The following is a 17582-nucleotide window of genomic DNA, read 5'->3' as shown; positions in this document are numbered from 1 at the left end:
GCTCACTGCTCCCCTGTGGGGACGGGGACCTTGGCCAGTGCTTCGGCCAGCGCCTGGTGTTCATCCATGTCCGCCAGCCTGCTCTGGGCGGTCAGAATCAGCCGGTGGGCCAGGATGGGGTCGACCAGGTCCTTGACATCGTCGGGAATCACGTAGTCGCGGCCTTGGGCGCAGGCCCGAATCCTGGAGCAGCGCACTAGAGCCAGTCCGCCTCTGATGGAGGAGCCGACCCGGATGGCAGGGCTGTGCCGTGTGGCTTCGATGATGTGGATGACATATTCCATGATGGAGGAATCGCAGAAGACTTTGGATGCGCAGGTGGCCATGGCCTCCACCTGGGTGGCGTCGACCACCGGGTCGACCAGGCCGGCCCTGTCATGGATATTAGCCTCTCGAAGGATGCGCATGCTGGCATCGTGTCCCGGTGCCCCAAGTGAGGTGCGGATCAGAAAGCGGTCCATCTGAGCCTCGGGCAGGGCATAGGTGCCCAGCTGCTCGATGGGATTCTGGGTGGCCATGACCATGAATGGCCGGGGAAGGCGGTAGGTGCGGCCATCCACGGTTATCCGGCCCTCCTCCATGACCTCCAAGAGGGCTGATTGGGTCTTGGGGGAGGCCCTGTTGATCTCGTCAGCCAGAACCAGGGAGGCGAAGACCGGTCCGGGTCGGAAGGTGAATCGTCCTTGAGACTGGTCGTAGAAGGTCACGCCCAGCAGATCGGAGGGCAGCAGGTCGGGGGTGAACTGGATTCGCTTGCAGTCCACGGCAATGGAGGCTGCCAGTGCCCGCGACAGCTGGGTCTTGCCGGTGCCCGGATTGTCCTCCAGGAGCACATGGCCCCCTGCAATCAGGGCGGTGACGCAGAGGGCAATGGTTTCCTCCTTGCCCAGCACTGCCTGGCCGACATTGTCGACGATGGAGCGGAAGAGGTTGGCGAAGGTCGACACATCCATGGCGGCCTGGCTGCTGCCTGTGGTCTGGCTCGATCGTCTCTGCTGCCTGGCCCCTGCTGCCTGTTCTTCTGCTTCGGTGGAAGACCGCCGGTTCCGTCTGGTCTTTTTCGCATCTGCAGGTTCTCCGGTCCGGACTTCGTATCTGGGGGCCGAGGTTCGTTCCGGCTGGGGGTGACGGGACTGATCGGTGACATCGACGAGGTCAGGTCTGGCAGAAGATGAAGAGGATTGTGGGAACAGGTCATGGACCGGTTGGCGGACGGGGATGGTCCCGTCTTCCGCCATGGTGCGGTCCGATGGGAGGGATTCCGTCCCCGATTCCTGAGTTCTTCCTTGTTCGGCAGCCGCGGGGATACGACCGGGCCGGGTCCGGTCGTCGTTCACTGCCGGAGTGGATTCCTGCTGGCCCAAACCTGCCATGAGGGCCTGGCGCTGTCGCTTCAGTACGTCCAATCGGTCGGCAGGGATTCGTCGGCTTTCGCCGCTCGCCTCGCGCGCGGCCTTGGGGGTACCCCTCCTGGTCGCGTCATTCGGGATGGTGCCGTCCTGCTGGATGGGCTCCTGTGCGTTTCGTTCATCCATGGTCATTCATCCTTGTCTGCTGAGGGATCCCCAGACGGGTTCTTGTCGCTTGGCTTGTCGTCCTCCTTGGGCAGGGTCAGCTCCTTGGTGGCGGCGGGCGAATCGCCTTCGGAACCCACGCCACGGATGCTGGCGACAGCCCGGAAGTTCAGCGTGGCGCCCGGCTTGGCTGATCCGGCGGGCAGGGTGATGATCCGACTCAACTCCGGCTGGTTGCAGGCCAGGGTCCAGGAGGCCTCGTCGGGGTCGAGGCCATCGATGCTCACCCGGATGTCTGCGCAGGGCCGGCCGTGTTCGGATCCGGGGTTCAAAACCAGCTTGACCTGGTCCTTGCCCAGGTACTCCAGAGTCTGGAATACAGGCGGATCCGGATGCGACCAGGTAGATCCAGAGGCTGAGGCCACAGGTCCTGATCCGGCCATATTGGCTGGGGTCACGCTCACTGTGCAGGCGCCTCCTGCTTCGTCATGGCCCACATCGAAGACCGCCTTGGTGGCGGTGGCCGACCGCCATCGTGACGAACCGCATCCGGAACCCTCGCCGTGGACCGTATAGCTCTGGATGGGTGAGCCATGATTCTCTGGTGGGCGCCAGGTGACGGTCAGGGTTTCCTTGGTGCCGCCGTCCACGGTCAAAGCCTGCACGCTTCCGGGGAGTACGTCCGGTCTGGCTGCCGCCGGCGAGGATGCGGGGGACCAGCCGACTTGGTTGTGGGCTTGGACGGTGAAGGAGTAGTCATGGCCGTTGGCCAGCCCGTCGATCCGGCAGGTGACGGCATTGCCGCAGGAGCGTTGTCCCGAGCCCGCTGACGATGTGTAGGAGACCCGGTACTCGTCCACCGGACTGCCGTTGACTGCACCCGGCTCCCAGGCCAGGAGAACCGTTCCGTCACCTGCCTGGGCGGCACCCGCCAGCATTCTGGGGGCCTGTGGGCGGTCGATGATGCCCACGGTGATGGTGGCACTGACCCGGCGTCCCGGATCACGGCTGCCATCTTCGACCGTGGCCAGAATGGTGTTGGTGGAGGCGCCGATGTCGCGATCGGCCCTGATGGCGATTTTTCCGTCGCCCAGGTTGGTGGCTGTCAATCGTGAGGTGTCGTCGCTGACCAGGCCGACCAGGCGCAGCGGGGTGTCGGGGAAGGGGTTGAGGGCACCGTCGAACAGATCCAGCTCCAGACTCTGTCCTGCCTTGAGCCCCACCTGACGTGAGGGGACCGAAGCCAGCGGTCGGGTGGTGGCGACTATGCGGAAGGCCAGGACCGTATGCACATCGCCGGATGGACTGGTGATGTTGACCGGTAGGGTGGCCTTGGTGCCGGGTATCGCGGTCTTGTCGGCGGCCACGTTCAGCTGGCCCTGAGGACTCAGTTTGGCATGGATTGGCCCTTCAGGGTTCCCGGAGGAGAAGGTGCTGTCGGCCGGGTCGCTTCCCTGGGGCCAACGGGTCATAGCGGATAGGGAGATGGTCTGTGCCGGCTCTCCGGCCACCAAATCGATGACCGGTGCCGAAAGGACCGGCGGGGATGCTCTGCCGCCTACCACGGTGATGGGCAAGGTCAGCACAGACTCGTTGACGATGGCCTGGCCGCCTGGATCCCCGTCACGGACGGCAAAGGTCAGTGAGGCTGGCCCAGCATAGTCCTTGGCGGCGGTGAACTTCAGGGTGTGCTCGTCCACATAGGGGTCGGATCCGTCGGACTTGGTGGCCGATACGGACTGGCGCGAGGCGATCCGTGCGGTCTTGCCCGCACCCACCCTGACCTGATCGGCGATGTCGATGGTGATGCTCTGCCCAGCCCGCACTTTAAGGGCCGGAGCCCGAGGTCTCAGGACAGGGGGAAATACCCCATAGGCAGGGACCTTCACAAAGGCCATTGAAGTGATCTTGAACCGGGTGTTGGTGACGGTGTAGGGTACGGCTCTGGCCTGGTCGGTCAGGTCGATGACCAGCTTGGTGGAGCCGGCCTCGCCTACGGTCCTGGCGTGGGCCCTTGCCCCGGGGTGAATCCCAAGGCGCAGGTCATCGAGGGTGCCGGATGGATTGTTGATGGAGTCGGCCAGATTGACTTCCACGCTGCGCTTGTCCACCGTGTCCTCGGGAGCCACCTGGTAATCCTGGGCTATGGGTGGCTGGATGGGGGCCTGGGGGTCAGAAACCACGGTCAGGGTGGCCTGGTCACTCAGACCTGCCCGGTTGCGCGCCTGATAGACCAGATAGGAGGTTCCTGGCTGTGAGGGGGCAGTCAGCCGGATCATGCCGTCCTCCACGCTAGCCTGGTCCAGGCCCTGGCGCTCCAGGTGGGGGTCCAGACTCAGGGGGTCGTCATCCCCAGCGATGTCGTTGAGCAAAACCGGCACATCGGCCACGGTCCCAGGGCGCAGCCTGACCTTGTCGTCCCTGGCGAAGACCCCGGTCACCGACGAGTCGGGAAAGACACCGATGCGGACGCGCGCCTGGGCACGCTGCCCCACCCAGTCCTCCACGGCGTAGGTGAACTCGTCGGTGCCGTGCGAGTCGGGATAGGCCTCATAGATCAGGTAGTCGGCCCCGGCTTTGACAATCCTGCCCAGTCTGGGCGCCTGGTTGCCCAAGCCGGACAGGGTGTCGCAGTCTCCGTCCGGGTCGATGCCGGTCAGCGGGACAGGGATGCGCACCTTGGTCCCGGCAGCCACCTGGGCCCGCAGGTCCTTGGGGGTGGGTGCTGGTTTGCTCGCGGGGTCGGAGACATGCACCCGGAAGGTGATCGTGCCTGAGGCTGCGTTGCCCAGATCGTCCCTGACCGTATAGGTGGCCGGGAAGTCCCCGGTGCGCTCGCTGGCCTGATACCTGACTGTGTCCCCGGATACGAAGGCCAGGCCCGCAAAAGTCCGTTGATCCGTAGCCAGCTGCTGGTCCAAGGCGACGCTGGTTCCGTCAGCGTTGGTGACCTTGTCCATGACCGCAACCGTGACCAGGCCCGATGAGCGGACCCCCACGGTCAGATTCGGGGCCTTGGGCGCCGAGGCTGCCCTCCTCAAGGAGGGGGGCTGCAGGACGATGGTCCCCTGAGCGCTGCCCTCGGCGTTGGCGACCGTGTAGGCAATGCTCAGCGGGTGTGTGGGGATTTTTCTGGCTGACAGGTAGACCCTGCGGTGGTCCACGATGCCGACCTTGATGCCTGATTCCGGATCCACGTGTACATCGGTCAGGGCCAGCACTCCGCCCATGGGATCCAGGTCGTTGTCGAGCGGATCGACGATGGCGGTCTGGTCGGCCCCCAGCAGGGCCACGTCGTTGACGGGAACCGGCGGCGCGGATCCACCCTGATCGCGTTGTGCCTCCAGTCTGACCAGCCCCTGGGCCTCCTGGTCACCCTGGGCCACCTGGTAGGGCACATAATAGGTGCCCGGGTTGGCGGCGGTGGCGGTGAAGGAAAGACTCTCGGAGTTGACCTCCACCTGGATTCCGTCAGTCTTGTCGACCCGGACCAGGCGAAGGGGTTGAGCGGCATTGGCGTGTACACTCCTGCTCAGGTCCACGCTGACCTCTCGGCCGGGGGTGGCCTGGCGAATGACCGGATCGACCAGAGGGGCCAGGGTGTTGACGGGTCTGACGGTGAAGTATATGAGTCCCTGACCGCTCATGACTCCGTCCGAAACGGTGACTTTGACAGCCAGCCGACCGGAGGTGGCCGACCCAGCGCTCATGGTCAGCTGCCCGTCAGCCCTGGTGGACAAGGATATCCGATCGGAGTTGACCGGTTCGGCGCCGACCAGGGTCAGCGGGTCCCCGTCGGGATCTTCGAAGCCGGCCAAGGCGTTGACGGTGGTCGTAGCGCCCTGCTCCACCTCATATTCGGGAGGCGTATCGCTCTGGACCGGTGCCTGGTCGCCTCGGTCCATCTTGGCCGGGGCGATGTTGAGGTCGATGCCAGCCGAGGAGACCTGTCCCCGTCCATCGGTGATGGAGTAGTTGATTCGGGCCCGGCCGGCAGGTGCGTCGCTGGCATCCACCTGCAGGTAGCGGCCGTTCATGACCGGAGTCAGGCGCAGATTCCCCTGTGAGCTGCGCGCATCCTCGATTCGCAGAACCGAGCAGTCGGTCTGGCGATCGTTGCGCAGAGGGTCCAGTAGGGCCCTGGAACCGGCCCGAATGCCCAGACTGTCGTCCTCGGCCTGGATGGGCTGGGATCCTGATCGACAGGTGGCCGTGAACCGCTGGCGATTGTCGGCCGAGTCCTGGCGTTGATCGGTTTTATCTGTGTGTTTGACCTCCATGGTCCGCCACTGCGGCCGGATCACCTTGGTGGAGGATTGGGGGTTCCAAACGTCGCCAGTCAGCACGTCGTTGAGGATTACCCTCCGGTGGTTGGCCCGGAAGACCAGGTTCGAGGTGGGGCTGATGGTCTCCAGAGTGGTGGGACGGGGCTGGGGTGACCGGACCTGGGGCACGGCCGTCCCCGTCGCGCATAGCCGCAGAAAATTCCGTCCCGAGGAGGCCCAGGCCGTCCAAAGGCACCCGCCCGAGGAGACCGGCTGGGCGGGTTGGCCGCTGCCGCCGGTGTGTATGTTCTCAACCTGATTCTGTGGATGATCCAGATTGACAATGTGGACGCTTTCCTGATCGGTCAGGCCCACCCAGGGTCCCTGGCGGTCCATATCCACTGGAGTGGACTGGAGCTGCAGGTCTCCCCGGTGTGGTATCCGGGTGGATCCTTGGGGCCAGTAAAGCCGATCGCCCGCCAGGAGGACGGGTCTTCCGCCAATGACGCTGAATGCTGTGGCTCGGACGGGAGCGTGGCCCGTCAGGGAGTCCAGCTCACGGTGGGCCCGGGAGTCCGGTCCGTCGATCCTCAGCACGACCCCGTCCGAGGGCCGGTAGGCGTAAACAGCTCCGGAGGCGTCCACAGTGACCGCGGCCCCGGAGCCCAGGGCCAGTACAGGGTCTCGGCGTTGCGGGTCCATATCTGCCGGAGAAGTCGCCTGACCCACCCAGATCTTGCCGGTCCGTGCCTGGAAGAGGACCAGGGTGGGTCCGTTGACCATTCGCTGGATACTGGCATCCGACCGGGTGGTGTCCCCCAGGGTGGCGGTGGATGCCGCTATGGGCGCCATGCCTCCCTCACGGCCCAGGATGACCGCGTATCCACTCTGAGCCAGGTCGAAGTGGTCGGTGCCCGTCGACAGGGCCACGTCAGCCTCGCCGATGTCGGGCTTGAACCGGGCCACTTTGCGCTCGTTCTGAGAGCTGATCCAGATGCTGCCGTCGTCCACCTGAACAGCACGGCGGTCCACCCCATGCATGAACAGGGCGCCCAGGATGAGCAGGACCAGCGCCGTCAGCGTGACGGCCAGGATGGCGGCAGGGCTCTTGGTGCGGACGGCCAGAGTATGCCGGAGACGCGGCCCGGCCTGGCGCATCCGCAGGAACAGTCCCTGCAAGTCCATAATCCCCTGGGTTCCTTTCCTGTCCTGCAGCACAGGCCATGATGCCTGACCTATGCCTTTGTCTCTTAATGAGTCCGGACCGCCGTCGATGCTCTCTCTGACGACCGATTTTAGCTGGTTCGCCAGGTCTTGGCGGTCTGTGAAAGTCGGGGTGGTCGAATGTGAAAATGCCTCCACCGAGTGTTCACTGAACAGCGCAGATAATGGTGGGCTCCTGGGACATGCTCCGGTCGGCCCGCACCAGGGTGACGCTGATGCAGGTCTGGCCTCCCTGCGGACTGTCGATGCGGGCGGTCGGCTGTCGGGTCTGCACGCTGCGGCCACGATCTCCGGTGCCGCCCTGGTCCAGGGGATGCCAAACGTAGCTGTCTGCCGGTTTGGGATCGGGATTGACCCAGGTGAACACGGCCGCGGTGCCCTGGTAGTGGCCTTGGCCCTGGGTGGGCGAGGGAACCGGACCCTCCTGCAAAGCCTGGGGGTCGCTCGAATCCGTCGGGTCCGGGGACTGCACCTGTTGGGATTGGACCTGGGAGGAACCCGTGGTCGGCCGTGAGCCTCGTTCGGAACCGTTCGGCAGGCCGACAACCAGGGCCCAGGCCAGGGCCAGGACCAGGACGATGGCGAGGATCAGTCCTAGAAGGATCAAACGGCGGCTGCCGCCGGGGAAATGCCTGGCCTGGCTGCCTTCATGGTCAGTGACCGCCTCACTGTCTGGGCGCAGACGCGGTTGGGAGCTGGCCCGTGCCCCGGTCCAGGGGCGGCCGGACTCCTTGCATTCTTCCCGGCCTGCGATGACTGCGATACGGGCATGTGGGCCCGCATATGCCTTCGGATAGGGGTCGATTCCCTCGCCGATGAAGGGCGTTGCATGGCCGTAGAGCTCCTGCTGGACCTCCTGAAGTGCGCGACCGAACTCCAGCGCCGAGTAGTAGCGATCATCCCGGTCATGGGCCATGGCTTTCCCCAGGGCGGCGGACAGCATAGGAGAAGCTTCGCCCATGTGCAGAACCGGGGTTTCCGCTGTCAGAATCAGCTGGACCAGGTGATCCTCATTCCGGGCCTGATAGGTGTACTCGTAGGGGGAGCGGCCGGCCAGCATGCCGAAGAGCGAGGCACCCAGGGAGTAGATGTCGCTGGCCTCGGATCCTCCCGAGCGGTTTGCCAGGACCTCTGGGGCCGCCCAGGGTATGGAAAGTCCGCCGGCCCGTTCGCTTCCATAGATGCCCGAGGAGATGCCGAAGTCGGCCAGGACGGGCAGGCCCTGGTCCGTGATGAGAAAGTTGCTGGGTTTGACGTCCCGGTGCAGGATTCCGCGTTCATGGGCGCAGCAGAGGGCCGAGGCCATGCGCACTCCCAGGTCCAGCACGCCTTCCTGGTCCATGCCCCCCTTGAGCATGATGGTCTTGCAGCTGCCGCCCGGGGCGTATTCGAGTACCAGGCAATCCCGTCCGTCATCGCTGACAAGGGCCTGGTGGATGCTCAGGATGCAGGGGTGGGTGGAAAGCCTGGCCAGGTTCTTGGCCTCCCGCAGAAAGAGCTGATGGGTCTGTCGGTCCATGCTGCCTTGGAGTGCCACCTTGACTGCCACAGGTCGGTTGAGCCCCTCCTGCTCATACAGGTAGACGGCGGCTGTGCCTCCAAGATCCAGGGGGCGCATGAGCCGCAGCCCGGGCAGCGCCGGGGCCTGGTCCATGGTTGGAACCGTACCCGGGCGCTGGGCCTGGGGACCATTCTGCTGCAAGGGACATCACCTCCTGGGACTGCCTGAGAACTTCTATCCACGATAACAGCACGTCGTTGCCGATCAGGCATCCATTGAACCTCTTGTGGACGGTCACCGACCAGCGAGTTCCGTGGCCTGCAGATGGACCATGCCGGACCCTATTCTTGTAACTATGAGCAAGCAGCCACCGGTGGATTCGCAAGAGGCCATGGAACCGGTCCTCGCCCTTATCGGCGATCGGCTCCAGAACGCGGAGGGTCGGCCCTCCCGGGCCCTGGTGGTGGCTGGTCCTCCCCGCAGCGGCAAGACCAGGCTGGCCACCCGGGCCCTGCTGGCAGGCATGGAGCGGTTCGGTGACGGCGCCAGTATGGCTGTATCCGGTCGTACCGCAGCCGACCAGGTCAGCCGCCAGGTCATTCTAAGGCGGGGCAGGTCCGACCGCACCCGACCTGTGGGGACCCTGCAGGCCCTGGCCTTCCGTCTGCTGACGCGGTCCCGACTGGCCCAGGGAGGCCACGATCCGCTCCTGCCCAGACTGCTCAACGGCGCCGAGGAGGACGCCCTGCTCAGGCAGGTCATGACTGTCCACCTGCAGCATGTCCAGGCCGGGGACGACTGCACGGTTTGCCGACTCCTGGAACGTTACTTCCGAAACGGGGCGGGCTGGTCGTCCGTCCTGGTCGGCGACGGTCAGGGACGGGTCGTAGGGGTCGCCGACAGGTTCATCGCCCAGCTGCGGGACATGTTCGCCCGCATGACGGAATTGGGCCTGGACAAAGGGGACCGGGACCGGCTTCTGGATGCCCTGGCCGTCCAGCCCATGGACCCCGACCGCCGCGACCGGCTGGGCCTGCAGTGGCGGCTGGCCTTCGCCCTGGAGGATGAATACCGCCAGAGCATCACCAAGAGCTACCCGGACGAATTCCGTCTGGACCCCTCCATGCTCATGGTCGAAGCCTCACGCAGCCTGGACGGGCTGGCTGATGAGGATCTGCCCGACCTGCTGGTTTTGGACGACTGGCAGGACATCACCCTGGCCGGTATGGACCTGCTGCAGGGTTTGAACCGGGCCGGTTGCCGACTTCTTCTGGTGGGCAATCCGGACCAGTCGGTACAGTCCTTCCGCGGTTCCTACCCGGAATTTCTGGTCAATCGCCTGACGGCCCTGTCCAAGCCCGTGCCAGACGCTGCGGCCCCCCTTCTTGCCCCGGACTTCGCCTGTCTGGGCGCTGCCGAAGTGACCCTGAAACCTCGGAGGATGGTGGTTCCGGAAGCACCCACAGAGCACATTGAGGACGGTCAGGGTCCCGATACGGCGGTTCCGGGTTCCTACGCCGATCTGCTGGCTGCCAGGGTCAGCCTGGGCATCACCGGGATTGAGGAGAATGACACCCCTCTGCCCGACAGACCCGGCAAGCTGCCCGCCTGGCCCGGTGCCGGACCGGTGGCCCCCTTGGCCGCCGGCGACAGCCTGATCCGCGACGGCAGTGTGCAGACCAGGCTCTTCCACACCCCCGACCAGGAGGACGACGACCTGGTTTGGCAGATCAAGCATGAGTTCCTGGCCGAAGAACGTGACTGGAACGACATGGCCGTCATCGCCCACGACAACATGACACTGCGCGCATTGGGCCGCAAGTTGCGCGTTCAGGGCGTGCCGGTGCGCTTCTCCTCGGTGACCCGTCCTCTCAGCCAGGAGCCTGCCATCCAGGGTCTTTTCGCCCTGGTCGAGCTGGCCCAATCGGTACTGGATTCCGACAACGCCGGAAGCGATCCGGATGATTCGGTCCAGGTGGCCGCCTGGATCCGTTCGCGCCTGCGCACGCTGATGGCCAGCCCCCTCTTCCGGGTTCCCGCCACTGCCGCTCGTGCAGAGCGTCCCGTCAGGATGGAACGGCTGGAATCCATCATGGAGACCATGGCCGCATTGGCTCCCCTGTCCGGCCAGCAGGGGAGCGAGCCGGACTCATCCGGCTCCTTGGACGACCTGCCGCTCCTGGGACAGGCCTGGCAGACCTGGGTCGAGGATCTGGCCGAGCGGCGGGCCAAGCGGGACCGTTCATCCGGCATCAGCGTCGACGACTCCCTGCTGACCAGGCACGATTCCTCCAAGCCAGGGGACGGGTCTGATTCCTTCTTCACTGCCTCGGCCCCCGATCAGCCGGTGGATCTGGGGGACCGGGATGCGCAACGTCCAGCCATTCTGTCTGTTCAGGCCTTGGAGACACTATTGGTTCTGGACCCGGATGGGCGATCCTCGGGGATCGTCCTGGAGGCCATGACCGCCATCGCGGGGGGTCGCCGGGAGGATCCTGACGTTCAAGTCCTGGACAAGGCCCTGCAGGTTCTGCGCCTGACCGCCACCCGCATCAGCGCACTGGAGGACCATCAGCCCCAATATGTGCTCTGGGAGGCCTGGCGGAGTCTGAACCTGGCCGACGACTGGCAGCAGAAGGCTCTGATGGCCACCCAGGAGGGGGAGGAGGTCAACGACCGTCTGGACGCGCTCATGCGGCTCTTCCAGTACGCGGCTGGTTCTCGTCGCTTCCCAACGGTCGAGGCCTTCATGGACCAGGTGCGCACCATGCAGATCGAGGCCGACTCCCTGGCACGGATCGGGCCCATTGAGCATGCCGTCACGCTGACCACGCCCGCTGGCGCTGCCGCCCTGGCCACCGACTGGCCCCTGGTCTGGCTGCCCGCCGTCCAGGACGGGGTCTGGCCCAATCTGATTCCCCGAGACACCATGTTCGGAGCAGAGGAGCTGGCTGACCTGGTCCTGCACGACCGCATCGGTGACCCCCTGGCGGACACGCTCAGCCACGATCCAGCACTGCGTTCCATCCTCTACGCTGAGAAGAAGGGTTTTCTGGAGGCGCTGACCCGGGCCCGGACCCAGGTGCGCATCAGCGCGGTCTGGAACGATGACCTGGTTCCTTCGGACTTTCTCTACGGCTACCTGCCCGAACGCTATCCACGCATTGCCGATATGAGCCAGGCCGCCTTCAGTACGGTCGGCGCTGGCTCGGGCGGTAGTGAGCGCTACGGAGGGCTGGAGGTATCTGCCAGGGGCCTGACGGCGGCCGCCCGGTCCATCCTGGGTATACAGGCCTTGCTCCCGCAGGACCAGGTCGACCGTGACCGAGTGGACGATGCTGTGCAAACCCTGCGGCTGCTGGCCGACCAGGGCCAGGATTCTGCCGATCCCAGGCATTGGCCCTTCCTCTATGACCAAGAGGGTGCAGATGAGCCGGCATTGGATCAACATGTCCCAGACGAGCAGTCCGCAGTTGAGCCGGCCTCGGACCAGCATGCCCCGGATGACGTGGTTTCGCGTGAACAGGTCGCCGGGTCAAGGGCCGTGACCGCTGCCGGAGGTGTCGCATCGATCACCGGAAGAGGCCGTGCCCCTCGTTCATTACATACTTCCGCCAGGCAAGCCACGCAGGCGGGTCGCCCCCAAGATCGTGACCAACGCCATGATCATCGCCATGGACAACGATCCGACCGCCAGGTGGTCCTTCTCTCGCCCTCAGCGGTTGATGCCATCTGGAACTGCCCCCTGGAATGGGCTCTGGGAGATCAGTTCTCCGGCCCATCTCCCTCCAGGGTGCCCACGGAGTTCGGCTCGCTGATTCACAAGGTCGCCAGCGAGGGCACAGCCCAGGGTCTGGACCGTCCAGGCAAGGGCGATCCGGACGCCCGTCAGCAGCAGGTTCGTGATGCGCTCCTTGATATCTACAAGGAGCTGGCCCCCCAGGAACAGCGCCTGCGGGACCCGGACGAGCTCTATGATCAGCGCGGCCGCAGCAGCCGGGTGGAGTCCATCCTGGACAACCTGGCCTCTTATTTCGTCCGCTCCTCGGATTCCGAATACGGCCTGGAGGGCAGGAACCCGGTCCCGGTCGGTGACCTGCTGGGTGTGCAGAGCGAGCGCTCCTTCGATGTCAGCCTGTCCGTGGAGGACCTGGTCCCCCTTTGGCGGGCCACCTTCCCAGACAGGCCCTTGGATACTGATGGGCTCTTCGCCCTGATGTCCGGCCTGGTCGACGGTTTCCCCGCAGCCCTGGATGCCAGGACGACGGTCAGGCTGACCGGTCGCATCGACCGTCTGGAGGTCAGGTCCCTGCCCGAGGGCATCCGTCTGCGGCTGGTGGACTACAAGACCGGCAGAGTCCCCTATACCCAGGGGCAGCTCTTCAACGACCTGCAGCTGGTCTGCTATCAGCTGGGCCTGGCCTTCCCGCCCACGTCCGGCAGCAGCCCGGAGGTGGGGGCGGCATGGAGTCTGCCCCAGGCCCCCGATTTGGAGAGGACAGAGGGGATGAAGCTGAGCCAGTCACTACTCCTGCAGCTGCAGGCCCCGCCCAAGGATGCTCATACGGGGCTGCGCCGGGAGGAGATGGCCTACCAGCCGCCACTGTTCGAGCGCAGCAGACTGGTGACCATCGCCCAGCCCAGAACCGGCATGCCCGCTCCGCTCAAGTCCAAGGCCGAGCCTGCGGATCTGCCTGATCAGGTGCCGCCTGGGGTGGATGCGGATCTGTGGAGCATGGTCCAAGCGGCCAGAGTCTCCTCCCAGGCCGTATGGGGGCTGACCATGATAGCCCGGGTCTTCTTCGCTGCCGGGGTCAAGCTGGCGGCTGGCCGGGATGACGCGGTCTTCGACCCTGCCCGTTGCCATCGGGCAGGCAGTGGCCAGGAATGTCAGGCATGGCAACTGGTGGCGCCCAATCTACTGGAGGATCAGGAATGAAGCAGACTGCCGAACAGTCCGCCATTGTCGATGCGGATGTCAATGAGGATCTTCTGGTGGTGGCCGGAGCCGGCTCGGGCAAGACCATGACCATGACCAGCCGGATCATCGCCCTGATCCGTCGGGGAGTGCCCTCAGAGCAGATTCTGGGGCTGACTTTCACCCGCAAGGCCGCCTCCGAGCTCCAGTCCAGGGTGGGGTCGGCGGTCATCCGACGCGACCAGGGCAGAGGTACCTCGGGCGTGGACCCCGAACGCAACTTCCTCAAGCCGACTGTTTCCACCTATGACGCCTTCTTCCAGTCCATCGTGCGCCAGTACGGCCTGCTGGTGGGCATGGATCAGGACACCCGTCCCCTCAGTTCGGCAGGGGCCTACCAGTTGGCCTCACAGGTGGTCGCCGACCATCTGGATCTGATCTTTCCTGCTGGTGCCTCGGCACAGGATGGCGACTCCGGCGACTTGGGCTCCGCGACCTTCTCGACCACTGTCAACCGCGTCCTGGGGCTGACCGGGGCGGTGACCACCTCCATGATCAGCAGTGACTGCCCTGATTTCGACCAGGCTGTGGATCGGATTCGCGCTTGGGACCGCGTCTTTGTGGATCGTGCGGACCAGCTCATCGGTGACCAGCCTGTGCCGGCCACCGAGCCCCGAGTCAGCCAGACGCCGCCCAAGCGAAGCAAGAAGGAGACCGACGAGCACTATCAGGGCAAAATCAAGGACTTCCAAGACACGCGACGGAGCATTCGCATCTACCGGGTGGATGCCATGCGACGGGCGGTTCTGACGCGGGAAAAGCTGCTGACCCTGGTCCAGGACTACCAGCGTGCCAAGCGCCGGGCCAACATGGCCGAGTTCGGCGACTTCACCCTGGCCGCCTTCCAGCTGGTCGAGCGTTTCCCCTCCATCAGCGCCCAGCTGCGACGCCGCTACAGCCACGTTTTTCTGGACGAATACCAGGATACCTCCACCACCCAGGCCCTGCTTCTGGCGGCTATCTTCCATCCGCACAATCGGCAGGAGGATCAGGGGAGCGAGGATCAGGCTCCTGGCAGGTCGGCCGTGACCGCCGTGGGCGACCCCTTCCAGTCCATCTATGCCTGGCGCGGGGCCAGTCCCGGGGCCTTCCGCACCTTCCAGGCCCAGTTCGGCATGTTGGCCGACCGACCCGACTTCGGCGGCGGTCCTCTGTCTGGAGTGACCGCCTTTGGGCGCTCGCAGGACCAGGATCCGCTGACCCTGTCGCGCACCTTCCGCAACTCCGGCTGGGTGCTCAAGGCCGCCAACCAGTTGACCGTCCCCCTACGCCATCGGGGCCAGGAGAGCCGGTCCGAAGCAGAACTGCGCGAGGTGGATGTGGCCAAACTCCGTCCACGTGAGGACGCCGACCCGGGTACCGTGGGCCTCTTGGGCTACGCCACCGGTGGCCAGGAGATCGATGGCGTGGTCAGATTCGCCCTCAGGGCGCGCGAGCTCTATGGCAATCAAGGCGATGCGCCGCACGTGGCTGTTCTCTTCCGTTCCAAGGCGGCTCTGCCCAGGTACCGAGAGGCCATGGAGGCTGCAGGGCTGAGCTGCCAGGTCGTCGGCTACTCCTCCCTCTTTGACCGGCCCGAGGTCATGGATCTGCGGGCTCTGCTCTCTCTAGTCTGCGACCACACCGACAGCGATTCCCTGATGCGTCTGCTGGCCTCGGCCCGGTTCGGCATGGACGCGGCCGACCTGAGCGCTCTGGCCTCCCTGGCGGCCAAGGTCAATGAGGACAGCCAGTACCGGGCCCTGGTCCGGGCGGGCCTGGTCGAGTCCGACTCTGATCCGCGCCGCCGTCGTGAGGATTTGCACCGTTACCGTGACCAGGTTCCCAACGATGTCTTCCTGGTGGACCTGCTTCTGCGCGACGACCTACCAGACCTCTTGAAGAGCTCCGGCCTATCCGCCAGGGGACGGGTCCTGGCCGCCGAGGCCGCCCGGGTCATCTGCCAGGTCCAGGCCGAGTCCTCTGCCCCCCTGCGCCAGGTGGTCATCGCCGCCATCCGTGCCCTGAACCTGGATGTGGACCTGGTGCTGGCCCGTTCCCTGGCCGATCCTGAACGTCCTTTGGAGCCCAGCCAGGCCAAGGCAGGCATTCAGGCCCTGCTGGACCAGGTGGATGTCTACCTGTCCGAGTTGCCCCAGGGCATTGGGCCCAGTCTGCGCGGGTTCGTCTCCTGGCTGTCCTCACTGGATCAGAGTCCCGAAATGCCCACTGACGGGGACGACCGACAGGCTGACGTGGCCCTGATGACCGTCCACCAGGCCAAGGGTCTGGAGTGGGATGCCGTGGCGGTGGTCGGGCTGAAACGGGGAGCCTTCCCCAGCAGCCAGGGTGACCGGCTCACGGTCAAGCCCGCCTTGGACCAGCCGGTGGTCCAATCCCCGGATGGCCCGGTCTACCAGTACAACTGCACGGCCCGTACCTGGCTGGTCGATCCGGAGTCCGTGCCGGTGCCCGTGCGGGCTGATGCCATGATCCTGCCCCGCTTTCCCCACGACGCCCCCCTGGGAGCTGACCCTGAGGATCTGCTGGGTCGGATGGATATGGCAAGCCTGGAGGAGGAGGCCACGGGCCTGTCTCGGGAGAGCGGGCTGGACGACCAGGCCCAGCCGGTCCGGGCCGATGCCATCGCCCCCTCTCAGCGCGAACAGTACGGTCGTCGGCTGCTGGACGACGAGCGACGGCTGATCTATGTGGCGGCTACCAGGGCCCGGCATGACCTGCTGCTGACCTTCAGCCAGGATTCCCAGGCGGAGTCTGCGGCCCTGAACACGTCGGCTCCGGATCCGGATAAGGCCTCTAACTTCTGGACCGAACTGGTGGAGCTCTTCCAGGAAGAACCCGAGGCGGTCAAGCTGGAGCAGGCAGAGGATGCACAGGAGGGCGAACCAACGCCGCCCTTGGGGCTTTTTGTCGGCGAGAACGCCCAGTCCTACCGTCAGGCCGTTGTCGATCAGGCCCTGGAAGAGGTGGATCAGGTCGCCGCCCGAGACGGTGAGCGTGACCAGGCGCTCTGGCCCCCGGTTCTGAGTGCGCGGACCCGTGAAGCCCTGAATCGCTCGGCCTCCTGGGTGCGTGCCGGGAAACCAGGTGACCCCGTAATTGATGAGGAGGGCGATGACGGACTTTACGCCAATGCGGTCCGCGTCCTGCAGGTCAGCACGGGCCGTCTGGGGGTCGCCAACGACCAGCTGCTCACGGACTTGGATCTGTTGCGGCGCACCGGCCGTCGGATCCTGGGGCACGGGGCCAGCAGCGTCACCGCCATCCAGGCCGGTTCGGCAGGGGGTGATCCCAAGATGGAGAGGGATTACTGGCAGGGGCTGGTCAGACCCATACCACAGGTAGCCTCCCCGCAGGCCGAGGCGGGCACCCGCTTCCATGACTGGGCCAGGCGCTTCATCCTGCCTGAAATCTCCGCCCCTCAAGGACTGGTGGATCTGCCCGATCAGGCGGAAGCACCGAATCTGCTCGATGGTCCGCTGGGCCCCGGGGCCATGGCTGAGCGGGCCCGCATGCTGGCCGGGCTTGACCGTGAGCGGGAGTCCATGGATTCCCAGGCCGATCCCGTGCAGGCCCGTCTGCTGACCTGGGAGCAACGGCTGGCTGAGTCCGAGTGGGCCCAGCGCACCCCCGTCTGGGTGGAACGGCCCATCGTGGCGGTGCTGGCCGGGCGCATAGTCAAGGGCAAGCTGGATGCGGTCTTCGCAGGCGGGCTTGACCCGGATCGCCCGGATTTGCACTACACCATCGTGGACTGGAAGACCGGATCCCGACCCCGTGGAGAGGATTCGACCAACCGCCGTCTGGTCCAGCTGGACTTCTACCGACTGCTCCTGTCACGCTTGGAGGGTATCGGCCTGTCGACCATCGACGCCTGCCTTTATTATGTAAGCGAAGACCGGCCCCAGGATCGACTCATCAGGGCCCGTGCCAGGACTGAAGAAGAAATTCTCGCATCGCTGGCCGAGGGCATCCCCGAGCAGTCGGACGAGGACTGAGTCTGCGGCAGACCCCGCCGGATAAGGGCGATGGGTGCCGCGCATCAGCAATCATGAACAGCAGGCGATCGGCGGACGGCCCAGGGCCGTCGTGGGGCCGGG

5 protein-coding genes are annotated in these 17582 nt (G+C 65.5%); 2 read left to right on the top strand and 3 right to left on the bottom strand.

Annotation, left to right across the window (positions count from 1 at the left end):
- Positions 1–2: 2 nt before the first annotated feature.
- The 3 genes from ACUIAF_RS04370 to ACUIAF_RS04360 form a co-directional block, all read right to left on the bottom strand.
- Positions 3–1535 carry an AAA family ATPase gene (locus ACUIAF_RS04370; RefSeq protein WP_445337832.1) on the bottom strand — a complete coding sequence of 511 codons (1533 nt, stop codon included), beginning with the start codon at positions 1533–1535 and terminating at the stop codon, positions 3–5.
- 2 nt (positions 1536–1537) lie between these two features.
- Positions 1538–6964 (bottom strand): Ig-like domain-containing protein, encoded by a 5427-nt coding sequence (locus tag ACUIAF_RS04365; RefSeq protein ID WP_445337831.1) that lies wholly within the window; start codon positions 6962–6964, stop codon positions 1538–1540.
- A gap of 184 nt (positions 6965–7148) precedes the next feature.
- Entirely contained in the window at positions 7149–8705 is a 1557-nt protein-coding gene (locus ACUIAF_RS04360; protein WP_445337829.1) for a serine/threonine-protein kinase, read from the bottom strand.
- Between the two features lie 154 nt (positions 8706–8859).
- Between ACUIAF_RS04360 and ACUIAF_RS04355 the strand changes: the two genes are divergently transcribed.
- Both ACUIAF_RS04355 and ACUIAF_RS04350 read left to right on the top strand, forming a co-directional pair.
- On the top strand, positions 8860–13443 hold the full coding sequence (locus ACUIAF_RS04355; RefSeq protein ID WP_445337827.1) for a PD-(D/E)XK nuclease family protein: 4584 nt from the start codon (positions 8860–8862) through the stop codon (positions 13441–13443).
- Positions 13440–17480, top strand: a complete 4041-nt coding sequence (locus ACUIAF_RS04350) for a UvrD-helicase domain-containing protein (protein ID WP_445337825.1) — start codon at positions 13440–13442, stop codon at positions 17478–17480. The genes ACUIAF_RS04355 and ACUIAF_RS04350 overlap by 4 nt, the downstream gene beginning before the upstream one ends.
- Positions 17481–17582: the final 102 nt, after the last annotated feature.

This window comes from Bifidobacterium sp. ESL0822 (assembly GCF_052606675.1).
Note: the sequence above shows the minus strand (reverse complement) of the source record. Positions and strands in the feature narration are given on the sequence as shown.

Bases quoted from the DNA above. Each gene is read 5' to 3' on its own strand.
- ACUIAF_RS04355 (WP_445337827.1), top strand. From the start codon at position 8,860: ATGAGCAAGCAGCCACCGGTGGATTCGCAAGAGGCCATGGAACCGGTC.
- ACUIAF_RS04365 (WP_445337831.1), bottom strand. From the start codon at position 6,964: ATGGACTTGCAGGGACTGTTCCTGCGGATGCGCCAGGCCGGGCCGCGT.
- ACUIAF_RS04350 (WP_445337825.1), top strand. From the start codon at position 13,440: ATGAAGCAGACTGCCGAACAGTCCGCCATTGTCGATGCGGATGTCAAT.
- ACUIAF_RS04370 (WP_445337832.1), bottom strand. From the start codon at position 1,535: ATGGATGAACGAAACGCACAGGAGCCCATCCAGCAGGACGGCACCATC.